We start from the raw sequence: 25,655 nt of genomic DNA, 5'->3' as shown, positions 1-25,655 counted from the left end.
GTGCGGGGACCGGGTGAGGTTCAGCGGGGTGTCTGGGAACGGAAGCTGTGGCCGAGCTCGGGGCCGAGTCCGTAGTAGTGGCGGAAGTTGTAGATCAGCGGACTCCACCTCGCGGGGTCGACGTGCTGAGAGCCGGGGACGACGATGCGCGGATCGGCGTGGACCTTGAGCACCTGGGCTTCGACGATGAGGAACACACCGGAGACGTCGGGCTGGACCCGGGCGGCTCGGGCCTCCAGTTGCAGGGGGCATTCGGCGACCCGGGGCGGCCGGACCAGCGCGGAGGGCTCAGGTCGCAGCCCGGCGGCCGTGAACTTGTCCCGCTCGGATCGGAAGGCGCCCTGCTTGTCCACGGGCACGGGGGTGCGCCCGGTGAGCGGCGCGAGCTGTTCCACCGCCGGCCACTGGGTCGGCGCGGGCAGGTTGATCACGAGCTCGGGCCGGCTGCGGAGGTTGTGCGCGGTCTGCCCCTCGACCCCCACACCCAGGACGACCACCTGGCCCAGTGCCCACGCCGAGGAGATCGGCGCGAGATTGAAGGAGCCGTCCTCGTTCTCCGTGGAGAGCAGCACGACGGGTGTTCCGAAGTACAGGATGCTCGGTGTGATGGTCACATGGTCCGCCGAGGTGTCGGCGGGCGCGCTGTCCGGCGTCAGGGTGTTCATGGGACCCGACGGTAGGGCGGAGAATCTTCGGCGCGCGCCGAAGGATCCGCGGTGGATGATGGACGGTGATGAACAACCGTGACGCGCATGCCGAAGGCCCGGACCTGGCCGCCCTGGCCGGTCTCCTGGCCGACAACACCCGCGCCGGGTTCTGCCTCGCGCTGCTGGACGGCCGGGCCTGGACCGCGACCGAGTTGGCCCGCCATGTCGGGGTGGCCGCCTCGACTGCGACTGAGCACTTGAACCTCCTTGTCGCCGGAGGATTGCTGGCACAGGAGCGTCAGGGCCGTCATCGCTACGTTCGCCTGGCCGGCCCCGCCGCGGCGGAACTGATCGAGAACCTCGCCTCGATGGCGCCTCTACGAGCCACCCCGCCCCACTCACTGCCGGCTGTCAACCGCAGCCGGGCGCTGGCCCGCGCCCGCACTTGCTACGACCACCTCGCCGGCGCCCTCGGGGTCGCGATCACCAGGGCCATGACCGATCGGGGACTGCTCGACTGGGAGCATGGACTGACGCTCACCGGAAACGGGACCGCCTGGCTGAGCGAGCTCGGCATCACCCTTCCGCCCGACAAGCGGCGTCCGCCTGTCCGCTCATGCCTGGACTGGACAGAACGCCGCCCCCACCTGGCCGGCGCCGTCGGTGCCGCCGTATGCCGGCATGCCTTCGACGCCGACTGGATCACTCAGATCGGCACCGGCCGCGCCGTCGTTGTCACCGACACCGGCCAGCGCGCCCTCCGGGACCACCTCGGCCCGTCCGACGATTGGTCCGTTACCGACCCACGCTCCTAGGCGGTGACCCCGCCCACGAAGGCGTTCCAGGCGGCGGCCGACACCCCGAACTCGGGCCCGTCCGTCACCTTGGAGTCCCGGACGTGCACGGCGTCGGCGCAGGCCGCGACCTCCACGCAGTCGTCGCCGTCGCTGCTGCTGTACGAGGACTTGTGCCAGGCCAGCGCGACCTCGACGCAGCTGTCGCCGTCACTGCTGCTGTAGCTGCTCTTGAACCAGTGCAGACCGGAGTTGCCGCTCATAACGTTCCTCGCATTCGCTTCAGCAGGCCCACGGTGTCCGCCGGATTGAGGGCCTGGATGCGAAGTTTTGCATACCGCTGGTGGAGCGCGCTGATGTCCTCGGGCTGGGTCAACACCCTCCCGTTGCGCTGTCCTTCCGCGTACCCGAGCCACTCGTGCTCGTCCGTTTCGAGGAGGCGAAACGAGCCGCCCAGTCCCGCATGTTCCGGGCAGACGGTCGGGACGATCTGGAGGTCCACGTTCGGCAGCGCCGCACATTCCAGCAGGTGGTCGATCAGCTCCCGGGTGACGTCCGGGCCACCTGTCTGCCGCTCGATGACCACCTGGTCGATGATGAAGCTGAGCGCGATGTACGGGGACCGGTGCAGCAGCTTCTGCCGGGCCAAACGGGAGGCCAGACGAGTTTCCAGCTCCTCGGGCTGTGGCAGTGGCGGTACCGACAGGATCAGCGCCCGCGCGTAGGCCTCGGTCTGCAACAGGCCCGGGATGGAGCGGCACTCGTACGTGTAGAGGCTGACCGCCGTGTCCTCCAGCCTCGCCCACTGCCGGAACCAGGACGCCAGCCCCCGCCTGGCGTTGAGCTCGCGGTGGGCGGTCATGATCACGCCGTCCGTGCGGAGCACTCCCTCCACCCGTTTGATGAAGGCCTCGGACGGGAAGCGGCGGCCCTGTTCCACGGACCCCACGTATTCGACCGAGTAGCGGACCAGGACGGCCATCTCCTCCTGGGTGATCTCGCACTTCTTGCGGAACGCCTGGATCAGCCGTCCGAAGTTCCGCAGTTCGAGCACCGGATCGCCGTGCTCCTCGCTGGGGTACTCGTCCTCGACCATGTTGTTCGTCATGGTGGTCACCTCCCGGGCTGGCCATCGTCACGGGATGTGACCCGTCCTGTACACCAATCGGAGCCGTACAGACGGATGTACGAGAGGGAGCGGGGCGGTGCTAGCGGAACAGGCCCAGGTGGACCGGGGTCTGTTCGGCGGGGCGGTCGAGGAGGACGGCCAGGCCGGGGGGCCAGACCGGTTCGGTGAGGGCGGCCAGGCTCTGCGGGTCGAGCCAGTGCCAGTCGGCCTGCGGGGTGTCGGTGGCCGGCGGGCGGTGGGGGCCGGTGGTCAGGTAGATGTACTCGTGCTGGCGGACCGGGTGCCCGGTGTGCACGAAGTCGTGCTCCCAGGTGCAGAGCAGCCGCTGCGGGGTCAGGTCGGCCCAGCCGGTCTCCTCGCGGAGTTCCCGGACGGCGCAGTCCTCGGGGGTCTCGCCGGGGTCGATCCCGCCGCCCGGGGGCAGCCAGTGGACGCCGTTCCTGTCGTGGCTCTCGCGGAAGAGGAACACCGCGCCTTCGGGGGACTGGATCACGATGCGGGCGGCCCGCCTGGGAGTTCGCATCAGATCAGGGTAAGCCTGGGGCGGGCGGAGACCGAGGGGTTTGTCCGTCCCTTGGCCTCCGCCCGTGTCCTCCGTCCGGTCGGGCCGCCGGTCAGGCCGCGGCCAGGGCCAGGGTGGGGGAGAGCCGGGCGGCGCGGACCGCCGGGTAGAGGCCCGCGACGGTGCCGATGCACAGGGTGGCGCCGAAGCCGCCGCCGACCGCCCAGGCGGGCACCACCCAGGGGAGGCCGCCGGAGTGCGCGTACACACCGGTGGCGGCGGCCCCGAGGGCGATTCCGGCGATGCCGCCGAGTCCGGACAGCAGCAGGGACTCGGTGACGAACTGGATGCGGATCTGTCCCTTGGTGGCGCCCAGGGAGCGGCGCAGCCCGATCTCGTGGCGGCGCTCCAGCACCGAGATGATCATGGTGTTGGCGACGCCGACCCCGCCGACCAGCAGGGCGATCCCGCCGAGGCCCAGCAGCAGGGTGCTGAAGGCGCCTTCGGTGGCGGCCTTGGCCTGGAGGGCCGCCGAGGGGTCGGTGACGTTCACGGCGCTGGGGGTCTGCGGGTTGGCGGTCTTGGGGATCAGTGACCGGACCTGCTGCACGGTGGCGTCCGTGGAGCGCTCGTAGACGGCGGTGGGGTGGCCGTCGAAGCCGAGGAGCGAGGTGGCCGCGTCCCAGCCGACCAGGGCCGAGCGCTCGATCTCGGGGGCGAGCGGGATCGGCCGGAGGATGCCGACGACGGTGAAGTAGCGTCCGTCGATGAACACCTGCTGGCCGGGTGCGGTGATGCCGAGACGTCGGGCGGCGACATCGCCGAGGACCACGGCCGGGTAGCGGCCGGTGGCCGCGTTCAGCCAGGTCCCCGAGGCGACCCCGGCGCGCAGGGTGCCCAGCAGGTCGTCCTTGGTGGCCTTGACGGTGATGCCGCCGGTCTCCTCCTTCGGGATGTTCTCGGTCCGCCGGACGGCCACCGGGAGGTCGGCGGTGGTGCCCACCGACTCCACCCCCTCGATCCGGGAGATCATCCCGGGGGCCTCGGCGGGAAGCTTGGTGTCCTGGCCGTCGAACATGGAGGCGCCGGGAGAGACGACCAGCATGTTGGTGCCCAGCTTGTCGAGCTCGCGCAGCAGCTTCGCCTGGCTGGAGGAGGAGATCCCGACCACCGCGATCATGGTGGCGATGCCGATGGCGATGCCCAGGGCCGACAGGAACACCCGCATGGGGCGGGAGCGCAGCCCGGCCGAGCCCACGTGCAGCACCTCGCGGGGACCCAGCCGGGCGGGGCGCAGCTTGCGGCTCATGACGCGGCCTCCGGGTCCGTCGCCCGTACGTCGGCCACGACCTCGCCGTCGCGGATGCGGACCGACCGGGGCAGGCTCGCCGCGATCTCGTGGTCGTGGGTGATCACGGCGATGGTGGCGCCGTCCCGGTTGAGTTCGTGGAGGAGTTCCATCACGGACTCGCCGGAGGCGGTGTCGAGGGCGCCGGTGGGTTCGTCGGCGAGCAGCAGGTCCGGTTCGCCGGCGACGGCGCGGGCGATGGCCACGCGCTGCTTCTGGCCGCCGGAGAGTTCGTGCGGGCGGTGGTCCATGCGGTCGCCGAGGCCGACCCGGTCCAGGGCGGTCTCGGCCCGGCGCAGCCGCTCGGCGCGCGGCAGGCCCGAGTACAGCAGGCCTTCCGCGACGTTGGCGCGGGCGCTGATCCCGGGGACCAGGTGGAAGGACTGGAAGACGAAGCCGACGTGCCGGGCGCGGAGTGCGGACAGGGCCCGGTCGGAGAGGGCGGCGACATCGTGTCCGGCGATGGCGACGCGGCCGGCGGTGGGCCGGTCCAGGGTGCCGACGATGTGCAGCAGGGTGGACTTCCCGGAGCCGGACGGGCCGACGATGGCGAGGAGTTCGCCCGCCCCGACGGTCAGGTCGACGCCGCGGAGGGCGGCGACGCCGCCGGGGTACTCCTTGGTGACCCCGGTGAGCTCGACGACGTTCCGGGCGGCGTCCTGGTGGGTTGGGGTGCGGGTGGGTGCGGGTGTGGGTGCGGGGGTGCTCATGTCCTGGGGACCCCGACCTTCATGCCCTCCCGCAGACCGCCGCCGGTGACCTCGACCCGGCCCTGGCCGAACATGCCGAGGGTCACCTTGACCTCGCGGACCGTGCCGTTCTCGACGACCTGGACGCCGAACCCGCCGCCGGAGAGGGCGAGGAGGGCGTTCACCGGCACCGAGAGAACGTTCTCGCGGACCTCGGCGGTCAGGTCCACGGAGACCGTGGACCGGTCCGGGCCCTGGGCCTTGGCGGGGTCGTCGAAGACGACCACCACCTCCAGCTCGGCCTTGCCGCCGCCCCCGCCGCCGGCTCCGCCGCCCGAGCCGCCGTTCCCGCCCTCGCCGCCGGGCGGCGGAGCGCCGACCGAGTCGATGCGGCCGGTGGCGGTACCCCCGGCGGGCAGCGTGACGGTGACCTTCTCGCCGGTCCTGGCCTGCGCGGACTGGGCGGCGTCGATCCGGAAGCGGACGATGCGCTCGGTGCCGGTGACCGTGAGGACCGGGCGGCCCGGGCCCGGCTCGTCGCCGAGGGCCGCGTCGGCCCGCTGGACCCGCTGCGGGCCGGAGGCGAAGGCGATGTCCTCCTTGCCGACCTGCCCGGTCTGCTTCACCTTGTGGGACTTCTGCCAGCGCTTGACGGCGGTCACCGTCCCCGCGGTGAACTTGCCGTCCTCCGGGTCCAGGCCGGTGCCGAAGCCGAGGGCCTGGAGGTTCCGCTTCAGCTGCTTGACGTCCTCGCCCTTGTCCCCGGACTTCAGCGGCCGGTACATGGGGGAGGACCCGTACATCAGCCGTACCGCCCGGCCGTTGACCTCGTAGAGCTTCCCGTCCCGGGCGATGCTCGCGCCGTTCTCCGCGATCCAGGTCAGCACCCCGGGACCGGCCGCGTTCAGCTTGCGTTCCTGTGCGAAGCCGAGGGTGCCCTCCACCCGCCGTCCGGAGCTGAGGTCGCCGCGCTGGACCGGGGCGGTGTCCGGGGGCAGGGCGGCGGAGTTCCGGCCCGGGCCGGAGCCCTCCTCCGGGTCGGAGGCCCGGGCGTCCAGTACGGCGTAACCGCCGCCGCCCGCGGCCAGCAGCACGGCCAGGGCCGCCGTCAGCCACACGCCGCGGCGGCGCCCGGCGGTGCGCCGGCTCACGCGTTCTCGCACTTCTTCTGGGCGTCCTGGAACGCCTGCTCCTGGCCCTTGGGTATCTCGATCCCGGACCGGGCGTTGCCGTTGTAGACCGGGTCGGGCAGGTTCACGCCGTTCTTGCGCATGCACTGGACCCACTTGAGCTCCTTGTCCTTCTCCTCCTGGGTGGGTCCGCTGCCGGTGCCCGGGGCCTGCATGCCGCAGGCCTCCATGGCCTTCTGCATCTTGGCCGGGTCCGAGCCGCCGCCCAGGGTCATCCCGCGCGGGTCCTGGCCGGGCTCCGGGTCGGGGGCGTCGATGCCGTTCTTGCGGAGGCACTGGCGGACCTTGAGCGCCCGGTCCGCGTCCTCGGCGCTCGGACCGGAGCCGCCGGAGCCACCGGAGGCGCTCGCCGAGCCGTCCGAGGCCTTGTCCTCCTTCTCGCCGCCCCCGCCGCCCGCGCCCGAGCAGGCGGTGACGAACAGGGTCAGCCCGGTCAGCAGGGCCGCCGTGGTCATGGTCATGGAAGTGGTGCCGCGAGTGCGCTGGGTTCGCTTCATGCGCCCGAGCCTGCTCCGGGAGCGGGTTTCGCTTCCCTAACGGCGGATGCTTACAACGGCGAAATGCCGGACTCGGGTAAAGAGGACGGCATGCGAGTTCTGGTGGTGGAGGACGAGGAGTTCCTCCGGGAGATGATCGCCGAAGGGCTGCGGCGCGACGCGCTGGCCGTGGACGAGGCGGCCGACGGCCCGGAGGCCCTGCGCAAGCTGCGCCTGGGCGAGTACGACGTCCTGGTCCTCGACCGCGACCTGCCCGGCCTGCACGGGGACGAGGTGTGCCGGCAGGTGGTCCGGGAGCGGCTCCTCACCCGGGTGCTGATGCTGACCGCCTCCGGGACCGTCCGGGACCGGGTCGAGGGCCTCGGCCTGGGCGCCGACGACTACCTCACCAAGCCCTTCGCCTACGACGAACTGCTCGCCCGGGTCCTCGCCCTGGCCCGCCGGGCCCGGCCCGCGCTGCCGCCGGTGCTGCGCCGGGGCGGGCTGGCCGTGGACACCGCCGGGCGGTCCGCCACCCGGGACGGGCGGCGGCTGGCGCTGTCCCGCAAGGAGTTCGCCGTGCTGGAGGCGCTGCTGCGGGCGGAGGGCGCGGTGGTCGGCAACGAGGACCTGATCGAGCAGGTCTGGGAGGAGGACACCAGCTACCGCACGAACGCCGTCCGGGTCACCCTGAGCAAGCTGCGCTCCAAACTGGGCGACCCCCCACTCATCGAAACGGTCCCCGGCGCCGGCTACCGCATCCCCACCCCGAACCCCCCGGGCCCGCCCCCGACCACCGGCTCCGCCGGTTCGGGGTCCACGTGAGCCCGGGCCGCGGGCCCGAGGACCCGGGCCCCGGGTCGTTGCGCCGCGCGCCCCGCGCGCGGCGGTGGCTGCCGCGCAGCGAGCGGGCGCGGCTGACCGCGCTCTACGGTTCGCTGCTGGTGCTCGCCGGTGGCGGTCTGGTCGCGCTGATGAACGTCCTGCTGCGCAACGGCCTCTACACCAGCATCAGCAACGCCATCACCATCACCTCGGTCGGCCCCGGTGTCTCGGTGCAGCCGGGCAACCGGCTGCCGGTTCCGGCCCAGCGGATCCCGGAGGGCGATGGCGGCAAGCTGCCCACCGCCGAGCAGCTGGCGCAGTACCGGGCCACCCAGAACCTTTCGGTCGCCGCCGAACAGGCCACCCTCCAGGACCTGCTGCTGGTCTCCCTGATCGCCTTCGGGGTGTTCGCGGTGCTGTCGGTCTGGCTGGCCTGGTGGATGGCGGGCCGGGTGCTCCGCCCGGTCGGGGTGATCACCGAGACGGCCCGCCGGCTGTCCGGGGCCAATCTGCACGAGCGGATCGGGCTGCGGGCGCCGCCGGGCGAGCTGAAGCGGCTCGCCGACACCTTCGACGGGATGCTCGACCGGATGGAGCACCTGGTGGCCGCACAAAGGCGGTTCGCCGCGAACGCGGCCCATGAGCTGCGGACCCCGCTGGCCGTGCAGCGGGCGGCGGCGGAGATCGGTCTGGCCGGCGGGCCCTCCCCGGAGCGTGTGGAGCGGATCCGGGGCAAGCTGATCGACACGGCGGTGGCCAGCGAGCGGCTCATCGACTCGCTGCTCCTCCTCGCGGTCTCCGAGGAGGGGGTGGACCCGGCGGCAGTCACGGATCTGGACCTGGCCGAGGTGGTGGCCGCGGAACTGGCCGCGGCGGGTCCCGCCGCGGACGCGCTGACCGTGCAACGCACCCTGGCCCCGCTCCCGGTGACGGGGGACCGGCTGCTGCTGGGACACCTGGTCCGGAACCTGCTCGCCAATGCGGTACGTCACAACCGGCCGGGCGGCCGGATCGTCCTCGGCACCTCCGCCGAGGGCCTGCTGACGGTCTCGAACACCGGCGCGGTCATCGGTCCGGCGGAGGTCCCGGCGCTGCTGGAACCCTTCCGCCGGCGTGCCGAACGGCAGCACACCCCAGGTGAGGGCGCCGGGTTGGGGCTTTCCATCGTCGCCTCGATCGCCCGCGCGCACGGTGCCGAGCTGACCGCGGAGGCCAATCCGGCGCCGGACGGCGGGCTGACGGTCCGGGTCCGCTTCGCCGGCCCCGGCCATCCAGAGAAGTTGATTGCTCAACAAAAATTCTGATCTTCTGTGTACGGTCGGCCGCATGAGCAAGCACGCCCGCGCCCGGTCCAGCTCCTCCCGACGGGTGGCCTTCGCCGCCACCGTCGGTCTGCTCGCGTTCACGGGCGGCTGGGTCTACGCCCTCCAGGACGGCAACACCCCCGGCTCGCGGGCCTCCGCCGCGGCCGGTGCCGAGGACGACGGCCGGCCCTCCGCCGACCGGGCCGACCGTTCCGCCGACCGGGCCGCCGACGGCACGGCCCCGGCCGGCGGGGTCGCCGGGTCCGCCGCGCGGGACCCGCGCGAACTCCCGGGCCTCAGCGCCGCCACCCGCGCCAAGGTCCCCGCCGAATCCCGGCAGGTCGTGGTGGTCGTCGGCAAGGCCGCGGACTCCTCCGTCGGCACCGCCACCCTCTACACCCGCCCCACCGCCGGCGCCCCCTGGACCGTGGCCGGCAGCTGGCCCGCCCGCAACGGCGCCAAGGGCTGGGCGACCGACCGCAAGTACGGCGACCTGTCCTCCCCCCAGGGGGTCTACTCCCTCACCGACGCCGGCGGGCTGCTCGCCGCCCCGCCCGGCACCCGGCTGCCCTACGACCGGGACCGCGCCTTCACGGCCACCGGCCGCGGGGTCGAGGGCGAGTCCCTGGCCGGCTCCTTCGACTACGTCGTCGCCATCGACTTCAACCGCGAGCGCGGCACTTCCCCGCTCGACCAGACCAAGCCCGAGGGCCCCGCCAAGGGCGGCAACATCTGGCTGCACGTGGACCACGACGGCCCCTCCCAGGGCTGTGTCGGCATTCCCAAGGAGGGCATGCGGAAGGTCCTCCAGACCCTGGACCCGGCCGCGAAGCCGGTCATCGTGATGGGCCCGGCCGGCTTCTGACCCCGGCCGGACGGCCCCGCCGCGCCCCGCCCCTTCCACCCGCCGCGCCCAACCCCTTTACTGACGAGCCGTCAGCTACGACGATGGCCCCCGGCAGCTGCCGTATGACGGACCGTCAGGTAAAGGTGGGGTCGCCCATGGCGCGGGTATTCGAAGAAGGCCGGCTGGTGTACGGGATGCAGCTCCCGGTGCAGTCGCAGAGCAGCATCTACGCCGAGCCCTGGGAGGCCACCGCCGGCGCCGCCGATCTCGCGGAGATCGCCCGGGCCGCGGACCGGGCCGGCTTCGGCTATCTGGCCTCCTGCGACCACGTGGCCATCCCGCGCCGGCTGGCCGCGGCGATGAGCACCGTCTGGTACGACCCGGTGGCCACCCTGGCCTTCATCGCCGGGGTCACCGAGCGGGTCAGGCTGCTCAGCCATGTGGCGATCGTGGCGCTGCGCCATCCGCTGATCAGCGCCAAGCAGTACGCCACCCTCGACCACCTCAGCGGCGGCCGGCTGATCCTCGGGGTCGGGGCCGGGCACGTCCAGGAGGAGTTCGAGGTCCTCGGGGTCGACTTCGAGCGGCGCGGCCCGCTGCTCGACGAGGTGCTGGACGCCCTCCGGGCCGCCCTGGGGCCGGAGGAGTTCCCCGAGTTCCAGGGGGACTTCTACCGCTTCGAGGGGCTCGGCCAGCTGCCCCGCCCGGCGCAGGCGCGGGTCCCGGTCTGGGTGGGCGGCTCCTCGCCCGCCGCCGTCCGCCGGGCCGCCGTCCGCGGCGACGGCTGGCTCCCGCAGGGCGACCCGAGGGACCGGCTGCCCGGCCAGATCGCCCGGATCCGGGAGCTGCGGGAGGCCGCCGGGATCACCGACCCGATCGAGATCGGTGCCATCACCGAGGCCCTGTACGTGGGCGAGCCCGGCTGGGAGACCGGCCGGCGCACCCTCACCGGCAAGCCGGAGGCCCTCGCCGAGTCCCTGCGCGAGTACCGGGCGCTGGGCGTGGACCAGATCCAGGTGCGGTTCCGCAGCCGGGACCGGGCCGAGCTCTGCGACCAGATCACCGCCTTCGGGGCCGAGGTCGCGCCCCACCTCGACGACTAGGGGAGTGGCCGTGGGCAAGCTGGACGGGCGCGTGGTCCTGATCACCGGGGCGGCGCGCGGCCAGGGCGAGCAGGAGGCCCGGCTGTTCGCCGCCGAGGGGGCCTCGGTGCTGCTGGGCGACGTACTGGACGAACAGGGCGGCCGGGTGGCCGCGGAGATCGCCGAGGGGGCCGGCAAGGACCGGGTCCGCTACGTCCACCTGGACGTCGGCCGGGAGGAGGACTGGACGGCGGCGGTCGCCGTGGCCGAGGAGGCCTTCGGCGGCCGGATCGACGGGCTGGTCAACAACGCCGGGATCCTGCGGTTCAACGCCCTGGTGGACACCCCGCTGGAGGAGTTCGAGCAGCTGGTGCGGGTCAACCAGGTGGGCACCTTCCTCGGGATCAGGACCGTCGCCCCGGAGATCGCGGCGGCGGGCGGTGGCACCATCGTCAACACCTCCTCCTACACCGGCCTCACCGGCATGGCGTACGTCGGCTCCTATGCCGCGACCAAGGCGGCCGTGATCGGGCTGACCCGGGTGGCCGCCCTGGAGCTCGCCGCCCAGGGCGTCCGGGTCAACGCCATGTGCCCGGGGGCGGTGGACACCCCGATGGCGAATCCGGCGCTGCTGGAGCCGGAGGGGCCCTCGCCGGAGGCCGCCGAGGCGATGGCGGCCCTCTACCGCAAGGTGGTGCCGCTGGGCCGGGCCGGGCTGCCGGCCGAGGTGGCCCGTCTGGCCCTCTTCCTGACCAGCGAGGACTCCTCGTACATCACCGGCCAGCCGTTCGTCATCGACGGCGGCTGGATGGCCGGGGTCAGCATTCTCTGACCGTTCCTGACGAGGCGTCAGGTATTGACGCGACACCCCCCGGATGGAACAGTCGAACCCATCGATCTGACGATGCGTCAGAAACCAAAGGACGGTGAACCCCCTTGGAATTCGGGCTCTTTGTGCAGGGATACGTGCCGGAGGCGCGCTCCAAGGTCGACCCCGAGGCGGAGCACAAGGCGCTGCTGGAGGAGACCGAGTACGTCATCCAGGCCGACAGGTCGGGCTTCAAGTACGCCTGGGCCTCCGAGCACCACTTCCTGGAGGAGTACTCCCACCTCTCGGCCAACGAGGTCTTCCTCGGCTACCTCGCCGCCGCCACCGAGCGCATCCACCTCGGCTCGGGCATCTTCAACCCGCTCGCCCCGGTGAACCACCCGGTGAAGGTCGCCGAGAAGGTCACCATGCTCGACCACCTCTCCAAGGGCCGCTTCGAGTTCGGCACCGGCCGCGGCGCCGGCAGCCACGAGATCCTCGGCTTCATGCCCGGCATCACGGACATGAACCACACCAAGGAGATCTGGGAGGAGACCATCGCCGAGTTCCCCAAGATGTTCCTCCAGGAGGAATACGAGGGGTTCCAGGGCAAGCACTGGTCGCTGCCGCCCCGCAAGGTGTTCCCCAAGCCCTACGGCAAGGCCCACCCGGCCATGTGGTACGCCGCCGGATCCCCCTCCTCCTACGCCATGGCGGCGAAGAAGGGCCTCGGCGTCCTGGGCTTCAGCGTCCAGAAGGTCTCCGACATGGAATGGGTCCTGGAGCAGTACAAGACCGCCATCCAGGAGGCCAAGGCCATCGGCGCCTTCGTCAACGACAACGTCATGGTCACCTCCACCGCGATCTGCGCCGAGACCCACGACAAGGCCGTCGAGATCGCCGTCAACGCCAACATGAACCGCTTCCAGTCGCTGGTCTTCCGCTACCACGACACCTTCCCGCGCCCCGAGGCCATCCCCCAGTGGCCCGAGACCCTCCCCGAGTACAACGCGGAGATCATCGAGCTGCTCATCGCCGAGGAACTCCTGATCTGCGGGGACCCCTCCGAGGTCCGCGCCCAGTGCAAGCGCTGGGAACAGGCCGGCGCCGACCAGCTGTCCTTCGGCCTGCCCACCGGCGTCGGCTACGAGGACACCCTCAACACCATCAAGCTGATCGGCGAGCACGTCATCCCGCACATCGACACCGACCCCGTGCACCGCACCACCCGCTTCCGCGAGGCCGCCGGTTCCTGACCGGCCCCCGAACCGGGGCGGCGTCTTCCCGGACCGCCGCCCCGCAACGGCCCCGGCCGGAGGCCGAGCCGAGGCCGCGGCCGGCCCGGCGGCTTCCGACCGGGGCACACGCACGCCCAACGGACCGGAGAGGGACGTCATGCTCGACCACCTGATCAAGGGCGCCACCGTCGTGGACGGCACCGGCGCCCCCGCCCGGGTCGCCGACGTCGGCATCCGCGGCGGCCGGATCGCCGTCATCGCCGACCCGGGAACCATCACCGAACCCGCCACCACCAGCGAGGACGCCACCGGCCTCGTCCTCACCCCCGGGTTCATCGACCCGCACACCCACTACGACGCCCAGCTCTTCTGGGACCCCTACGCCACCCCCTCCATGAACCACGGGGTGACCACCGTCGCCGGCGGCAACTGCGGTTTCACCCTCGCCCCGCTGCACCCCGACCGCCCCGAGGACGCCGACTACACCCGCCGGATGATGAGCAAGGTCGAGGGCATGGCCCTGGCCGCCCTGGAGGAGGGCGTCGACTGGACCTGGTCCACCTTCGGCGAGTACCTCGACGCCCTCGACGGCCGGATCGCCGTCAACGCCGGCTTCATGGTCGGCCACTGCGCCCTCCGGCGGCACGTCATGGGCGAGGACGCGGTCGGCGGCACCCCCACCGGGGAACAGCTGACCGCCATGACCGACCTGCTCCACGAGGCGATGGACGCCGGCGCCTGGGGCCTGTCCACCACCCAGTCCGCCACCCACTCCGACGGGGACGGCGCCCCGGTCGCCTCCCGGCACGCCGAACCCGCCGAACTCCTCGCACTCTCCCGGGCCGTCGGCGAACACGAGGGCACCCAGCTCGAAGCGATCGTGGCCGGCTGCCTCGACCAGTTCGCCGACGCCGAGATCGACCTCTTCGTCGAGATGAGCGCCGCCGCCGGCCGCCCCCTCAACTGGAACGTCCTCACCATCGACGCCGCCGTCCCCGAACGCGTCCCGCGCCAGCTGGTCCCCAGCGAACGCGCCCGCAAGGCCGGCGGCCGGATCGTCGCCCTCACCATGCCCATCCTCACCCCCATGAACATGTCCCTGGGGACCTTCTGCGCCCTCAACCTGATCCCCGGCTGGGGCGAGGTCCTCGGACTCCCGGTGCCCGAACGCATCGAGAGGCTCCGCGACCCCGAGGTCCGGGCCGAGATGCTGCGCCGCGCCGACAGCAAGGAGGCCGGGGTGTTCCGGCGGCTCGCCGACTTCGGCCGCTACGTCATCGGGGACACCTACAGCGAGGCCAACGCGGGCCTCTCCGGCCGGGTGGTCAACGACATCGCCGCCGAACGCGGCCAGGACCCCTTCGCCTGCCTCGTCGAGATCTGCTCCCACGACGACCTGCGGACCGTCCTGTGGCCCATGCCCACCGACAACGACCCCGCCACCTGGGCGCTGCGCGCCGAGACCTGGCAGCACGAGGACGTGATGCTCGGCGGCTCCGACGCCGGCGCCCACCTGGACCGGATGTGCGGGGCCCCCTACACCACCCGGTTCCTCGGCGACTGCCTGCGCGGCCGCAAACTGGTCCCGCTGGAACAGGCCGTACGGATGCTCACCGAGGACCCGGCCCAGCTGTTCGGGCTGCGCGAACGCGGCCGGATAGCCGAGGGCTTCCACGCCGACCTGGTCCTCTTCGACCCCGAACACATCGAGGCCGGCCCCGCCACCCTGGTCCACGACCTGCCCGGGGACAGCCCCCGCCTGGACTCCCGGGCCATCGGCATCGTCTCGGTCCGCGTCAACGGCGTGGAGACCATCCGCGAGGACCGGGTCACCGGCGCCGTCCCCGGCATCGTGCTCCGCTCCGGCCGCGACACCAGGACGGTGAGCACCCGGTGAACGACCGGTCCGCAGCCCAGCGGTTGTACATCGGCGGGGAGTGGGTGGAGCCCGAGGGGGGCCACTACGAGGTCGTGGACCCGGCCGACGAGTCCGTGGTCGGCCTGGCCCCCGAGGCCTCCCGCGCGCAGGTCGCCGAGGCCGCCCGGGCCGCCCGGGAGGCCTTCGCGTCCTGGTCCCGGACCCGGCCCGAGGAACGGGCCGCGATCCTGGACCGGGCCGCCGACATCATGCAGCGCGAGTTCGACCCCTGGACGGCGCTCGCTCAGGCGGAGACCGGCGCCCCGACCGGGATCGCCCGTGGCATGCAGGTCGGGGTGGGCGTCGCCCGGTTCCGCCGGTACGCCCGGGGCGCCCTGGAACCGGTGGAGCGGGGGCTGCCGCCCCAGGTCACCGAGGCCGGGCCGATGGGCCGGGCGGGCATCCTCGGCGCGCTGGAAGTGCGGCAGCCGGTGGGTGTGGTCAGCTGCATCACCTCCTACAACAACCCGTGGGCCAATCCGGCCGGCAAGGTGGCCCCGGCCCTCGCCATGGGCAACACGGTGCTGGTCAAACCCGCCCCGCAGGACCCGCTGTCGGTGTTCCGGATGGCCGAGGCACTGGCAGAGGCCGGGGCCCCGCCCGGGGTGGTGAACGTGGTGGGCGGCCGGGCGGTGGAGGTCGGCGAGGCCTGCGTCGACTCCCCGGACGTGGACATGGTCTCCTTCACCGGCTCCACGGCGGTCGGACAGCGCATCGCCGAGGTCTGCGGACGCGGCATGAAGCGCCAGCTGATGGAACTGGGCGGAAAGGGCGCGGCGATCGTCTTCGAGGACGCCGACCTGGACGCCGCGGTGATGGGCATCGGCACCACCTTCTCCTTCTACAGCGGCCAGATCTGCACCGCCCCGACCCGGGTGCTGGTCCACCGCTCGGCGCACGACGCGCTGGTGGAGAAGCTGACCGGCTACCTGGCCTTCATGAAGGTCGGCCACCCGGCGGCCGCGGGCACCGTGGTCGGCCCGGTCATCTCGGCGGCCCACCGCGACCGGGTGGAGTCGTACGTGGAGCTGGGCCGCAAGGAGGGCGCCCGGGTCCTCGCGGGCGGCGAGCGCCCGGTGGTGGGGGAGGGCGCGCGGCGGGGCAAGGGCTTCTACGTGGCCCCGACCCTGCTGGTCGACTGCACCAACGACATGCGGGTGGTCCGGGAGGAGATCTTCGGGCCGGTGGTCGTGGTGGTCCCCTTCGACACCGAGGAGGAGGCGGTGGCCCTGGCCAACGACTCCGACTACGGCCTCCTCTCCTACGTCTGGTCCGGCGACCCGGCCCGCGCCTTCCGGGTGGCCCGGCGGCTCCGGGCGGGCGGGGTGGGCGTCAACACCATCGGCCGGAACATGGAGGCGCCGTTCGGCGGCTTCAAACGCTCCGGGGTCGGCCGCGACGTCGGCTCGTACGCCCTGCACGCGTACAGCGAGATCCAGTCGATCGTCTGGACCACCTAGGGGTGCCGTCCCCTAGCGGGCGCTGTCCGGGGCGAGGAGGCCGAAGGCCGCCTCGCCCCGCACGCGGCCGTTGACCTGGAGCTGCAGCAGGTGCTCGCCGGAGTGGTAGCGGCGGGTGGTGATCGGTCTGAAGGAGTGCCGGCGGGTGCCGGCCAGGGTGCCGCCCGGGGGCAGCGAGCGGGTGGCGAGCTTGAAGACCTTCGGGGTGCGGCCGCCGTTCGCCTTCACATGGTGGATCACGTAGTCCACGACCAGCTCGGCCGGGCCGTCCCCGTCGTTGGTGACGGCGTAGTCGAAGACCAGGTACTCGCCGACGGTGACCTTCGGGGTGCCCAGCAGCGGTCCGCTGACGCTGACGGGGGCCTCGGGGGAGTGGCCGAGCAGGGTGAGGGCGTCCGGCCGGCCCGCCTTGACCAGGGTGCGCAGCCCGTGCCGGACCACGCGATCCGTCGTGGCGGCCGGCGGCTCCTCCGCCAGCCAGCGCCCGGCGGTCCCGACCGCGAGCTCCGGGTGGTCGCGGCTGATGTCGTTGAGGTGGTTGGAGACGGAGCGGCGGACGTACTCGGAGTCGTCCCGGTACAGCGCGTCCAGCACCGGCAGCGCCGGGCGCGGGTCCGCGACGAAGGCGGGCAGCCGCGGGGCCCAGGGCAGCCGGGGCCGGGTGCCCTCGCTGGCCAGCCGGCGGACGTGCGGGTCCGGGTCGGCGGTCCAGTCCAGGACGGCGGCCAGGGCACGGCGCGGATCGGCCCGCAGGAAGGGGCGTACGGCGGATTCGGCGGTCAGCCGGGGCGTGAGGTCGCGCAGCAGGTCCAGGGCCGGTTCGAAGACGTCGAGCTCGAAGGCGCGGACCGCCACCGCCTCGTTGACGGGGAAGGTCATCCAGCCGTCGAAGCCGGGCTCGGCGAGCGCGGTCCGCAGGACGGCCTCGAAGGCGGGCCACCGTTCGGGCAGGTCGTCGAGGACGGCGTCGCGGACGGCGGTGACGCGGTCGCGGAAGCCGAGCCCTTCAAGGGCCGCGGCGCGGGTCCGCAGTGCGGGCGAGCCGCTCCGGCCACCGGCCACGGCGAGCCGCCGGGCCAGGTTACTGACGGTATCCGCGCTGAGGAGTTCGTCTGCCGTGGGCATGCGCCCAGTCTGTCGGACGACGCCCGGGTTTGGGGCGGGCGGAAAATTGCCACGGGAAAGTTTTGAATGGGGCAAAACGGGCACGGCTGCGGTTTCCGCATTCCGGAAGATTCGGCTCGACGCCTGCCGATCCCGGGATAGATGCCTGAGTGAACCTTGTATTGCGAGCGTGTGAACGCCCCAGGTCTCGGGATCAAAGGAGTTTAGTCCTGTGAAGTACTGGACTTAAGTCTTCCGTATAGGGAAACCGCAGCATCTAACGTCCTGTCCCATGACACAGCTGGACGTCCGGCCCCGGGCCGGAGACACGGTAAGCGGCGTCGCCGACGACGGCGGCGTGCGCGGCAAGGGCCTCGGCAAGGGCTCCGTGGGGCTCATGGGCAGTGCCGTCATCGGCATCTCCACCGTGGCCCCCGTCTACTGCCTCACCTCCACCCTCGGCTCCACCGCCGGCGAGGTCGGCATGCAGATGCCGGCCATCTTCCTGGCCGGCTTCCTGCCGATGCTGCTGGTCGCCTTCGCCTACCGCGAGCTCAACAAGGCCATGCCGGACTGCGGCACCTCCTTCACCTGGACCGTGAAGGCCTTCGGCCCCCGGGTCGGCTGGATGTGCGGCTGGGGCCTGGTGATCGCCACGATCATCGTCCTCTCCAACCTGGCCGGCGTCGCCACCTCCTACTTCTGGCTGCTGGCCGGCGAGATCACCAACAACGCGTCGGTGGCCGCCCTGGACGACAACAAGCTCGTCCACATCACCACCTGCCTCACCCTGATCGCCGTCGCCACCGCCATCAGCTACCGCGGCATGACCGCCACCAAGGGCGTCCAGTACGCCCTGGTCGGACTCCAGCTCGCCGTCCTCGCGATCTTCGTGGCCATGGCCTTCCAGAAGGCCTCCGCCGGCTCCTTCGACACCGGCCTGGACTTCTCCTGGCAGTGGATGAACCCCTTCGCGGTCGAGTCCATGGCCGCCTTCACCGCCGGACTCTCGCTCTCGATCTTCATGTACTGGGGCTGGGACGCCTGCCTGGCCACCAACGAGGAGACCACCGGCTCCGCCAAGACCCCCGGTCGTGCCTCGCTCATCGCGATGGTCGTCCTCGTCGGCTCCTACCTGGCCACCGGCATCGCCGCCCAGATGGCCGTCGGCTCCGGCGAGAAGGGCCTCGGCCTCGGCAACCCGGAGACCTCCGACAACGTCTTCGCCGCCCTCGCCGGCCCGGTCATGGGCCCGATGCTCGGCATCCTGCTCTTCGTCGCGGTCCTCGCCTCGGCAGCCGCCTCGCTCCAGACCACCTTCATCCCGGTCGCCCGCACCGTCCTGGCCATGTCCACGTACGAGGCGCTGCCGCCCTCGTACGCCAAGGTCCACCCCCGGTTCAAGACCCCCGGCCGCGCCACCGTCATGGCGGGCGTCGCCACCGGAGCCTTCTACACGGTCATGACCCTGGTCAGCGAGAACGTCCTCACCGACACGATCTTCGCCCTCGGCCTGATGATCTGCTTCTACTACTCGCTGACGGCCTTCGCCTGCGCCTGGTACTTCCGCAAGGACCTGGCCCGCTCCGCCCGCGACCTGTTCTTCAAGGGCGTCTTCCCGGTGCTCGGCGGCCTGCTGCTCGCCGCGGTCTTCTGCAAGACCCTCTACGACACCTACGACCCCTCCTACGGCTCCGGCTCGGCCGTCTTCGGAGTCGGCAGCGTCTTCGTCATCGGCGTCGGCCTGCTGGCCCTCGGCATGGTCATCATGCTGGTCACCGCCCGCCGCAGCCCCGCCTTCTTCCGCGGCGAGGTCCTGACCAAGACCACCCCCGCCCTGGTGGTGGAGGACTGACCGCACCCCCCGCGCGGCGCCCCCGCCGCACCCCCGCTGTGTCTGAGCCCCGAGGGCCCCGATCGTCCTGCCGACGACCGGGGCCCCCGGGCATTCGGGGCTCCCGCCCGACCGGGGGGTGACCGGGAGCGCGACGGGGTCGTTGACGGTGCATGACGACGACTCCCAAGACGAACGCCATGAAGCGCGCCCTCGCCCTCCTCGCCCTCTCCGGCGGTGCCGCCGCCGCCCTGATCCCCGCCACCGCGGCCCACGCCGACGAGTCCCCGCTGCGCAGCACCCCGGTCACCGAACGGGTCGTGGAGATGGTCGACAACCCCTCGCAGACCGTCACCGACGCCGAGACCGCCGTCGACACCACCTCCACCGTCCTCGGCACCTCCGCCCAGGCCGCCGGATCCTCCCTCGGCACCGCCCAGGGCGCCCTCAAGACCGGCCTCCCCCAGGCCCCCTCGGTAGCCGCCACCCCCACCGCTGGCTGACCGCCGCCCCCCCTTCACCCCCCTCCCCACCCCGACTCCCATCCCGGTGCCGGGTCGTTGAGCAGCGCATGGCCCTCTGGTTGCTGAACCACCTCGACACCTTCGCCCTCGGCGTCCTGCTGGTGGGCGGCATCGTGCTGCTCGCCGCCGCCGGCAGCATCGCCGCCCGCCGCCGGTTCCCCCACCTCGCCGGCGGCGAGCACAACGAGATGGTCGGGGTCGCCCTCGGCATGTTCGGCGCCATCTACGGCATCATCCTGGCCTTCGTCGTGGTCACCCTGTGGACCCAGCTGGAGAACACCCAGACCATCGTCGCCACCGAGGCCACGGACCTGGCGCTGGTGGTCCGCAGCGCCGAGGTGTTCCCGCCCGCCGACCGGGCCCGCATCGAGAAGGCCGTCGGCGACTACGCGCACGCCGTGGTCGACGTCCAGTGGCCCCTGATGCGGGCCGGCCGCCCCAGCTACGAGGCCACCGCCCCGCAGACCGAGGCCATGTACGCGGCCCTCCAGGCCTACGAGCCCACCACCGCCCGCGCCCAGACCTTCTACGAGGAGGCCGCCGCCCGGCTCAACGACGTGGCCGCCCAACGGCGGGCCCGCGTCACCATGGCGGAGACCGCCCTGCCGGTCCTCCTCCAGGTCCTCGTCTACGGCGGCGCGCTGGTGATCCTCCCGCTCACCTTCCTGTTCGGGCTGCGGAGCCTGAAGATGCAGCTGCTGTTCGTCTCGGCGGTGGCCGGCCTGATCGGCTTCAGCCTGCTGCTGGTCATGGCCCTGGACCGGCCCTTCGCGGGCGACCTGAGCGTCAGCCCGGCCCCGTACAAGGAGGCCGCCCTGGCGAAGTTCTGGCCCGCCGACCGACCGCACCCCACCGGCCACCGGATGTGACGCAGGTCACCCCCGCCGTGTCCGCCCGGACCGATGACTTCCCCGCCCACCCCCGGTCTTCACTACGTAGGTCAACGGGACGACGAGGACGACGAGAAGGAGCGGGTTCACATGCGCATCGTCATCAGTGAGTTCATCAGCCTGGATGGTGTCGTGCAGGCGCCCGGCGGTGCCGACGAGGACCGCGACGGCGGATTCGCGCACGGCGGCTGGTCGCACCCGTTCTTCGACCCGGAGGTCGTCGGCGGCGCCATCCAGGAGGCCTCCGAGAAGACCGGCGCCCTGCTCTTCGGCCGCCGCACCTGGAAGGTCATGGCCGACGCCTGGCCGGAGCGGGCCGGCGACCCGTTCGCCGACCGGATGAACTCCTTCGAGAAGTACGTGGTCTCCGACAGCCTCCGCGAGGAGGACCTGACCTGGAACACCCGCCTGATCCGCGGGGAGAAGGCCGTCGAGGAGATCCGCGCACTGCGCGAGGCCGAGGGCGGCGACCTGTCCGTGATGGGCAGCCCCACCCTCTCCCGGACCCTGCTGGCGGAAGGGCTGGTGGACGAACTCCGCCTCCTCACCATGCCGGTCCTGCTCGGCGGCGGAAAGTCCATCTTCCCCACCGACGGAACCAAGCACACCTTCGACCTGGTCTCCTCCACCGCCGGCCCGCTGGGCACGGTCGTCTCGATCTACCGCCCGAAGCCCTGACGCGGGGGCGGGCGGAGGCTCAGAGGGCGGGGGCGCGTCGCGACGCGGCCACGCCTCCGGCCCGTACCCCGCGGGTGTACGGGCCGGAGGCGGCTGCGGTCAGGTGCCCGCCTTGCACTTGAGCGTGAAGCTGAGGGTGTCGGAGGCGTCACCCGCGGTCAGGGAGACGGACACGGTCGGAGCCGGGTTCGCCGGCGCCGCCTTGGCCGGGGCCCGCACGGTGAAGGGAGCCGTGGCCGTCGAGGGTTCGGCGAACTTGACCGTGGGGGTGCTGGTCTTGCCCGCACCGGACCACCTGTACTTCACGTTCCCCGTGCCCGATCCGGTCAACTTCCCCTGGAAGGTGACGTTCTGCGGAACCGAGCAGTCGACATCGGTCGCGGGGGTGGTGGCCGCGCCCGTGACCTCCGCATCGGAGATGTCGGCGACCGGGGTGGCAGGAGTCCTGGGCGGCTTCCCACAGCCGACCGGTCCACCTCCGCCGCCTCCGCCCCCACCGCCTCCACCGGCCCTCGCGGTGTAGGAACCCTTCTTGACGTCCTCCTCGGTGAAGGCCCCCTGCTGGTTGACCGTGCGGGTGAAGTTCTCCGGCCCGGTGACCCGGACCTGCTGCCCCGGTTTGAAGTCGGTCAGGACGAGGTCGAATTCCACGGGATTGGTCCCGGGAGCCGCGACGAGCTTGCAGGTGGCCTGCGGAACCACGGTGGGCGCCGCCCCGGTCACGGCGTGCGCCGCCATCACGGGCGTCAGCGCGACCGCGGAGACCACGAGCGGGGTGAGCAGTGCGATACGAGCGTGCCGTTTCATGCGTTCCCTCCTAGCCGGGAAAGCATTGAAGAAGAGTTGAGTCCGGCCCACACGGGCCGACCGGACGACGCCCACGGCGACTCAGCGGGACCATGCTCCCCATGCCGCACACACACGCCCGTCCTCCTCCACCGTAACCCCACCCCTCCACCACGTCGCGCCGAACAAAACCCCAGGTGGCGGCCGGGATACGGCTCACCGGGAGGCGCGCAGCCGGCGGCCGTCGTGGCTGCGGACGTGCGGGCCGTTTCCGTCGAGGGCGTCCAGCAGCCTGATCGCGTAGACCTCGGACATCAGCTCCGACACCTCCTCGGGTGTGAGCCAACGGATCGCCTCGGTCTCCTCGGACGTACGCTCCGTGCCGCCCGAGGGCTCGCAGCGGAACACCAGCGCGACCACGCCCGCGGCGAGGTTCTTGTAGACGCCGGTCAGCCCGCCCACCTCGACGTGGATTCCGGTCTCTTCCAGAACCTCCCGCCGGACCCCGTCCGCGGGTGTCTCCGACAACTCCAGCACTCCGCCGGGCAACTCCCATGTCCCGTTGTCCGCCCGCCGGATCGCCAGCAGCCGTCCATCCTCCCGCACCACCACCCCGGCCACCGACACGGAGTGCCTGGGCGTGGCTTCCCGGCTCAACGGACGACGGGCCCGGCAGCAGCCCGCCAGTCGGCGAGGCGTTTGCGAATGCCGGCCACCATCGGCAGGGCGTCGATCTGGTCCGGGGTGAACCAGGCGACCTCCACGGACTCTTCGGAGACGCGCGGTGTCCCGCCGGTGGGGCGGGCGAGGAGACAGACGGAGAACTCCTGCCGGACTTCGCCGTCGTCGTAGGCGAAGACGTGACGCGGGTTGGTGTAGGTCCCGACGATGCCGGTGATCTCGACGGTGACGCCGGTCTCCTCGAACGTCTCCCGGACGGCGCAATCCCCGATGGACTCGCCCAGTTCCATCCTCCCGCCGGGCAGCGCCCACATCCCGTTGTCCGCCCGCCGTTGCAGCAGCACCCGGCCGGAGTCGTCCACGACGACCGCCGAAGCGGCCGGCACCAGACTGTTGGCGGCGGGCGCGGCCGGGTCGTCCTCGTAGTCGCGCCTAGGCATCGAACTCGTACTCCAGGACGTACGAGGCGGAGTCCAGGGTCATCTCGTTCACCTCGACGGCCAGTCCTTCGGCGGTGAACGCGGTGCGGACGATCCGGATGACGGGGGTGCCCAGCGCGAGCGCGAGCCGGTCGGCCTCGCCGGCCGACGGCATCCCCGAGCGGACCTCCTCCCGGAAACGCGCCGGCCCGTGGCCCAGTTCGGCCAGCCGCGCGTACGTCCCGCCGGGGCCCGTGCCGGGCCGGGTGATCGGGGAGTCCGCGACGAGGGCGGACGGCAGGCACGAGGTCGCGACCGCCACCGGCTTCCCGTCGAGCACGAACCGCCGCTCCCGGACCCAGACGCCCGAACCGGCTTCGATGCCGAGGGCGTCGGCGATCCGCCCGTCCGCCTCCGCCTCCGCCTCCCGGACCTCGACCTGGTCGACGACCAGCTCCCGTCCGTCGGTATCGGCGTCCCAGACGGACCGCCCCGCTCCCCACCCCTCACGCGCCAACCGCCGCACACCATGCCGCCGCAGCGGCTCGAAGTCACTTCCCGCACCGTCCACCGAACAGGGTCCTCCTCGCCGAGTCACGCGCACGGGCGGCCGTCGGCCGGGTTCAGTCCAGCGGAATGGCCTGGTGCGCGGCCACGATCTCGTCGATCCGGCGCGCGAGGTCGAAGTCCGCGAGGGTCAGGCGGTGGCCGGCGTCGTGGGTGGTGATGCTGGCCCGCAGGTGATCGATGCGCAGGTCCAGGTCGGCGTGGTGCTGGACCCGCCGGGACCGGTCGGCGATCGTCACGATCGCGGCCACCGCCGCGTGGTAGCGGATCGGGTACACGCGGGTGATCGCATCGCCCTCACGCACCCACCCCGGCAGCCCCGCCAGCGCCCGCGCGACGTCCTCGTCGCCCATCGGTTCAGGTACGCCCACGGTCAGGTCCCCTCGTGTACAGGCGCCAGCACCTCGGCAAGATCCCGGCCTACCGGGGCATCGTGCCACGGCCTCATGGCCTGCTCCAGATGGCCGAGTTCGCGGAGCAAGCGTGCGGAGCGGGTCTCCGAGGCGATGACGCAGGCTTCCCGAGCGATCTGCAGGGCCTGATCCGGTTCGCGCGCGGCTGCCGATGCGGTGGCGTGCCGTGCGAGGTACACCCCGAGGTCCCGCCGGGCTGTCGCCGGTGTCGACGCGAGTACCTGGCTCCAGAGGTCGCCGGCCTCACGGCCAAGACCGAGTCGGCCGTAGCAGGTGGCTCGTTGTACTTCCAGGTAGCCGGGTGTGCGGCGGCAGGCGTTTCCCCACGGCAGGCCGTCGTCGACCAGGCCCAGCAACCCGTCCGCGCCGTCGAGCAGTCGATCGACGGCGGACCGGTCCCCCGTCAGGCTGGCGCCGTGTGCCTGCTGCTGCATCGCCATGACCCGCACCTTCGGCAGGAGGCGTTTGGAGTCCTCCAAGGTCGCCTCGCACAAGTCGATGGCGCCGTGGCCGTCACCGAGGTCCGTCCGTACCTGTGCCAGATTGACGAGGCTGTATCCGATGAGGTGCGGATTTCGGGAGCGCACGGCGATCTCCTGGGTGATGCCCCGCCAGAACGAGGCCGCTCCGAGGTCACCCGCGTCCTGGTAGAGCCAGCCGACGAGCGCCGCGTATGCGGCGCCCACGCGGAGCAGGCCACTCCGTGTCTCGCCCTTCGCCGACCGGATGAGCTTGTCGATGAGCTGGTACTGGGCTGCCACGGTGGCGATCAGGTCATGAGGGCCGAGGAACATGTCAGCCCGGTAGTGGCCTTCCAACTGTTGCTCGAAATAGTCGATGAGGGCGGGATCGACGTGCTGCGGGACAGTAGGTCCGGGCACGAGCGCGGCAGCGGTCACGGAAACGAACGTCCTGCGTCTCATACTGTCCTCTCGGTGCAGCTGGGGCCGGATCCATCCTGCCGGTGCGGTGAATCCCAGGTCTTCCGGCCACAGGCCGAACGCATCGTGCAGCACGATCGCGGTCTCCTCCGCCGGCCAGCCGGGCCGAGTTCCTTCCCAGCGTCGCCACGTACGCGGGGACACGGTGAAGTGGCGGTCATCCAGGAGCTGGCGTCCATGGCGGGTGAGCTGCATCGCGGAAGTTTCCGCGCTGCGCCAGCCCTTGCGGAGCCGGGCAGCCCTGAGCGCGTCGTTTCGGTGGCTCATGAGGACACTCTGACGGATCGAGGGGACCGCTCCTGCCCGTGGCCGCTCAGTGGCCGCCCTTGGCCGCGCGATGACCTATCCGCCGGTTCGCCCCCCTACGCATCATCTCCCCATGAGCACAGATCACGGGTGGATTCCACCCGCTCGGGGCGGACTGGGCCGGGGAGTTCGCCTGACGGTGGACGCAGGACGGAACAGTGTGGCGGACGGGGGCGGGGGCCGGACAGGGGGGTTGGCGGTACTGGGGGCGTGTACGGGTCGTTGTGGTGCCGTCGGGGGTGGGGGGTGCGGGAG

General features: G+C 72.1%; 27 protein-coding genes and 1 pseudogene. 13 read left to right on the top strand and 15 right to left on the bottom strand.

Features of this window, described 5'->3' with window-relative positions; genetic code table 11:
* Window positions 1–20 precede the first annotated feature (20 nt).
* Complete coding sequence (locus tag ACZ50K_RS13620) at window positions 21–665, bottom strand: flavin reductase family protein (protein ID WP_468901827.1); 645 nt, start codon at window positions 663–665, stop codon at window positions 21–23.
* Window positions 666–733: 68 nt separating this feature from the next.
* Between ACZ50K_RS13620 and ACZ50K_RS13615 the strand changes: the two genes are divergently transcribed.
* Window positions 734–1,462, top strand: coding sequence for an ArsR/SmtB family transcription factor (locus tag ACZ50K_RS13615; protein WP_468901824.1), 729 nt, complete (start codon window positions 734–736; stop codon window positions 1,460–1,462).
* Here the strand turns inward: ACZ50K_RS13615 and ACZ50K_RS13610 are convergent.
* The 7 genes from ACZ50K_RS13610 to ACZ50K_RS13580 form a co-directional block, all read right to left on the bottom strand.
* Window positions 1,459–1,704 carry a DUF397 domain-containing protein gene (locus ACZ50K_RS13610; protein ID WP_468901821.1) on the bottom strand — a complete coding sequence of 82 codons (246 nt, stop codon included), beginning with the start codon at window positions 1,702–1,704 and terminating at the stop codon, window positions 1,459–1,461. The two genes, ACZ50K_RS13615 and ACZ50K_RS13610, sit on opposite strands and share 4 nt — an antisense overlap.
* Entirely contained in the window at window positions 1,701–2,549 is an 849-nt protein-coding gene (locus ACZ50K_RS13605; RefSeq protein ID WP_468901818.1) for a helix-turn-helix domain-containing protein, read from the bottom strand. The genes ACZ50K_RS13610 and ACZ50K_RS13605 overlap by 4 nt, the downstream gene beginning before the upstream one ends.
* Window positions 2,550–2,649: 100 nt before the next feature.
* Window positions 2,650–3,093 (bottom strand): NUDIX hydrolase, encoded by a 444-nt coding sequence (locus tag ACZ50K_RS13600; protein ID WP_468901815.1) that lies wholly within the window; start codon window positions 3,091–3,093, stop codon window positions 2,650–2,652.
* 91 nt (window positions 3,094–3,184) lie between these two features.
* The gene (locus ACZ50K_RS13595) at window positions 3,185–4,381 is read right to left on the bottom strand and encodes an ABC transporter permease (RefSeq protein WP_468901812.1); all 1,197 of its coding nucleotides are present in this window, start codon (window positions 4,379–4,381) and stop codon (window positions 3,185–3,187) included.
* Complete coding sequence (locus tag ACZ50K_RS13590; RefSeq protein ID WP_468901809.1) at window positions 4,378–5,130, bottom strand: ABC transporter ATP-binding protein; 753 nt, start codon at window positions 5,128–5,130, stop codon at window positions 4,378–4,380. The genes ACZ50K_RS13595 and ACZ50K_RS13590 overlap by 4 nt, the downstream gene beginning before the upstream one ends.
* Window positions 5,127–6,260, bottom strand: coding sequence for a peptidoglycan-binding protein (locus ACZ50K_RS13585; RefSeq protein WP_468901806.1), 1,134 nt, complete (start codon window positions 6,258–6,260; stop codon window positions 5,127–5,129). Before ACZ50K_RS13585 ends, ACZ50K_RS13590 begins: the two co-directional genes overlap by 4 nt.
* A complete protein-coding gene (locus ACZ50K_RS13580) occupies window positions 6,257–6,796 on the bottom strand; it encodes a hypothetical protein (protein WP_468901804.1) in 540 nt (179 codons plus the stop codon). Before ACZ50K_RS13580 ends, ACZ50K_RS13585 begins: the two co-directional genes overlap by 4 nt.
* 90 nt (window positions 6,797–6,886) lie before the next feature.
* Between ACZ50K_RS13580 and ACZ50K_RS13575 the strand changes: the two genes are divergently transcribed.
* The 8 genes from ACZ50K_RS13575 (at window position 6,887) to ACZ50K_RS13540 (ending at window position 16,257) form a co-directional block, all read left to right on the top strand.
* Window positions 6,887–7,600, top strand: coding sequence for a response regulator transcription factor (locus tag ACZ50K_RS13575; RefSeq protein WP_468901801.1), 714 nt, complete (start codon window positions 6,887–6,889; stop codon window positions 7,598–7,600).
* 68 nt (window positions 7,601–7,668) lie between these two features.
* Window positions 7,669–8,904: a sensor histidine kinase gene (locus tag ACZ50K_RS13570; RefSeq protein ID WP_468902418.1), complete on the top strand. Its 1,236-nt coding sequence runs from the start codon at window positions 7,669–7,671 to the stop codon at window positions 8,902–8,904.
* A 22-nt stretch (window positions 8,905–8,926) separates the two neighbouring features.
* A complete protein-coding gene (locus ACZ50K_RS13565; RefSeq protein WP_468901798.1) occupies window positions 8,927–9,769 on the top strand; it encodes a L,D-transpeptidase family protein in 843 nt (280 codons plus the stop codon).
* A 137-nt stretch (window positions 9,770–9,906) separates the two neighbouring features.
* Window positions 9,907–10,854, top strand: coding sequence for an LLM class F420-dependent oxidoreductase (locus tag ACZ50K_RS13560; RefSeq protein ID WP_468901795.1), 948 nt, complete (start codon window positions 9,907–9,909; stop codon window positions 10,852–10,854).
* A gap of 10 nt (window positions 10,855–10,864) precedes the next feature.
* Window positions 10,865–11,665: an SDR family NAD(P)-dependent oxidoreductase gene (locus tag ACZ50K_RS13555; RefSeq protein WP_468901792.1), complete on the top strand. Its 801-nt coding sequence runs from the start codon at window positions 10,865–10,867 to the stop codon at window positions 11,663–11,665.
* A gap of 104 nt (window positions 11,666–11,769) precedes the next feature.
* Window positions 11,770–12,897 (top strand): LLM class flavin-dependent oxidoreductase, encoded by a 1,128-nt coding sequence (locus ACZ50K_RS13550; RefSeq protein ID WP_468901789.1) that lies wholly within the window; start codon window positions 11,770–11,772, stop codon window positions 12,895–12,897.
* Between the two features lie 139 nt (window positions 12,898–13,036).
* The gene (locus ACZ50K_RS13545; protein ID WP_468901786.1) at window positions 13,037–14,776 is read left to right on the top strand and encodes an N-acyl-D-amino-acid deacylase family protein; all 1,740 of its coding nucleotides are present in this window, start codon (window positions 13,037–13,039) and stop codon (window positions 14,774–14,776) included.
* A complete protein-coding gene (locus ACZ50K_RS13540; protein ID WP_468901784.1) occupies window positions 14,773–16,257 on the top strand; it encodes an aldehyde dehydrogenase family protein in 1,485 nt (494 codons plus the stop codon). Before ACZ50K_RS13545 ends, ACZ50K_RS13540 begins: the two co-directional genes overlap by 4 nt.
* Before the next feature lie 12 nt (window positions 16,258–16,269).
* Here ACZ50K_RS13540 and ACZ50K_RS13535 read toward each other — a convergent pair whose 3' ends face one another.
* Entirely contained in the window at window positions 16,270–17,382 is a 1,113-nt protein-coding gene (locus tag ACZ50K_RS13535) for a DNA alkylation repair protein (protein ID WP_468901781.1), read from the bottom strand.
* A 271-nt stretch (window positions 17,383–17,653) separates the two neighbouring features.
* Between ACZ50K_RS13535 and ACZ50K_RS13530 the strand changes: the two genes are divergently transcribed.
* The 4 genes from ACZ50K_RS13530 (at window position 17,654) to ACZ50K_RS13515 (ending at window position 21,287) form a co-directional block, all read left to right on the top strand.
* Window positions 17,654–19,216 (top strand): APC family permease, encoded by a 1,563-nt coding sequence (locus ACZ50K_RS13530; RefSeq protein ID WP_468901779.1) that lies wholly within the window; start codon window positions 17,654–17,656, stop codon window positions 19,214–19,216.
* A gap of 152 nt (window positions 19,217–19,368) precedes the next feature.
* The gene (locus tag ACZ50K_RS13525; protein ID WP_468901777.1) at window positions 19,369–19,698 is read left to right on the top strand and encodes a hypothetical protein; all 330 of its coding nucleotides are present in this window, start codon (window positions 19,369–19,371) and stop codon (window positions 19,696–19,698) included.
* 68 nt (window positions 19,699–19,766) lie between these two features.
* On the top strand, window positions 19,767–20,588 hold the full coding sequence (locus ACZ50K_RS13520) for a bestrophin-like domain (RefSeq protein ID WP_468901774.1): 822 nt from the start codon (window positions 19,767–19,769) through the stop codon (window positions 20,586–20,588).
* 111 nt (window positions 20,589–20,699) lie between these two features.
* Window positions 20,700–21,287, top strand: coding sequence for a dihydrofolate reductase family protein (locus ACZ50K_RS13515; RefSeq protein WP_468901772.1), 588 nt, complete (start codon window positions 20,700–20,702; stop codon window positions 21,285–21,287).
* 99 nt (window positions 21,288–21,386) lie between these two features.
* Here ACZ50K_RS13515 and ACZ50K_RS13510 read toward each other — a convergent pair whose 3' ends face one another.
* The 6 genes and pseudogenes from ACZ50K_RS13510 to ACZ50K_RS13485 form a co-directional block, all read right to left on the bottom strand.
* Window positions 21,387–22,094, bottom strand: a complete 708-nt coding sequence (locus ACZ50K_RS13510; RefSeq protein WP_468901769.1) for a hypothetical protein — start codon at window positions 22,092–22,094, stop codon at window positions 21,387–21,389.
* Window positions 22,095–22,289: 195 nt separating this feature from the next.
* Window positions 22,290–22,730 (bottom strand): NUDIX hydrolase, encoded by a 441-nt coding sequence (locus tag ACZ50K_RS13505; RefSeq protein WP_468901766.1) that lies wholly within the window; start codon window positions 22,728–22,730, stop codon window positions 22,290–22,292.
* Window positions 22,727–23,194 carry an NUDIX hydrolase gene (locus tag ACZ50K_RS13500; RefSeq protein WP_468901763.1) on the bottom strand — a complete coding sequence of 156 codons (468 nt, stop codon included), beginning with the start codon at window positions 23,192–23,194 and terminating at the stop codon, window positions 22,727–22,729. Before ACZ50K_RS13500 ends, ACZ50K_RS13505 begins: the two co-directional genes overlap by 4 nt.
* A pseudogene (locus tag ACZ50K_RS13495) lies at window positions 23,187–23,738 on the bottom strand (GntR family transcriptional regulator); the annotation flags it as partial. The pseudogene ACZ50K_RS13495 and the gene ACZ50K_RS13500, both read right to left, overlap by 8 nt.
* A 58-nt stretch (window positions 23,739–23,796) precedes the next feature.
* Entirely contained in the window at window positions 23,797–24,093 is a 297-nt protein-coding gene (locus ACZ50K_RS13490; RefSeq protein WP_468901760.1) for a 4a-hydroxytetrahydrobiopterin dehydratase, read from the bottom strand.
* A 20-nt stretch (window positions 24,094–24,113) separates the two neighbouring features.
* Window positions 24,114–25,361 (bottom strand): Twin-arginine translocation pathway signal, encoded by a 1,248-nt coding sequence (locus ACZ50K_RS13485; RefSeq protein WP_468901758.1) that lies wholly within the window; start codon window positions 25,359–25,361, stop codon window positions 24,114–24,116.
* Window positions 25,362–25,655: the final 294 nt, after the last annotated feature.

It is taken from the genome of Streptomyces sp. NPDC033845 (genome assembly GCF_055576225.1).
Note: the sequence above shows the minus strand (reverse complement) of the source record. Positions and strands in the feature narration are given on the sequence as shown.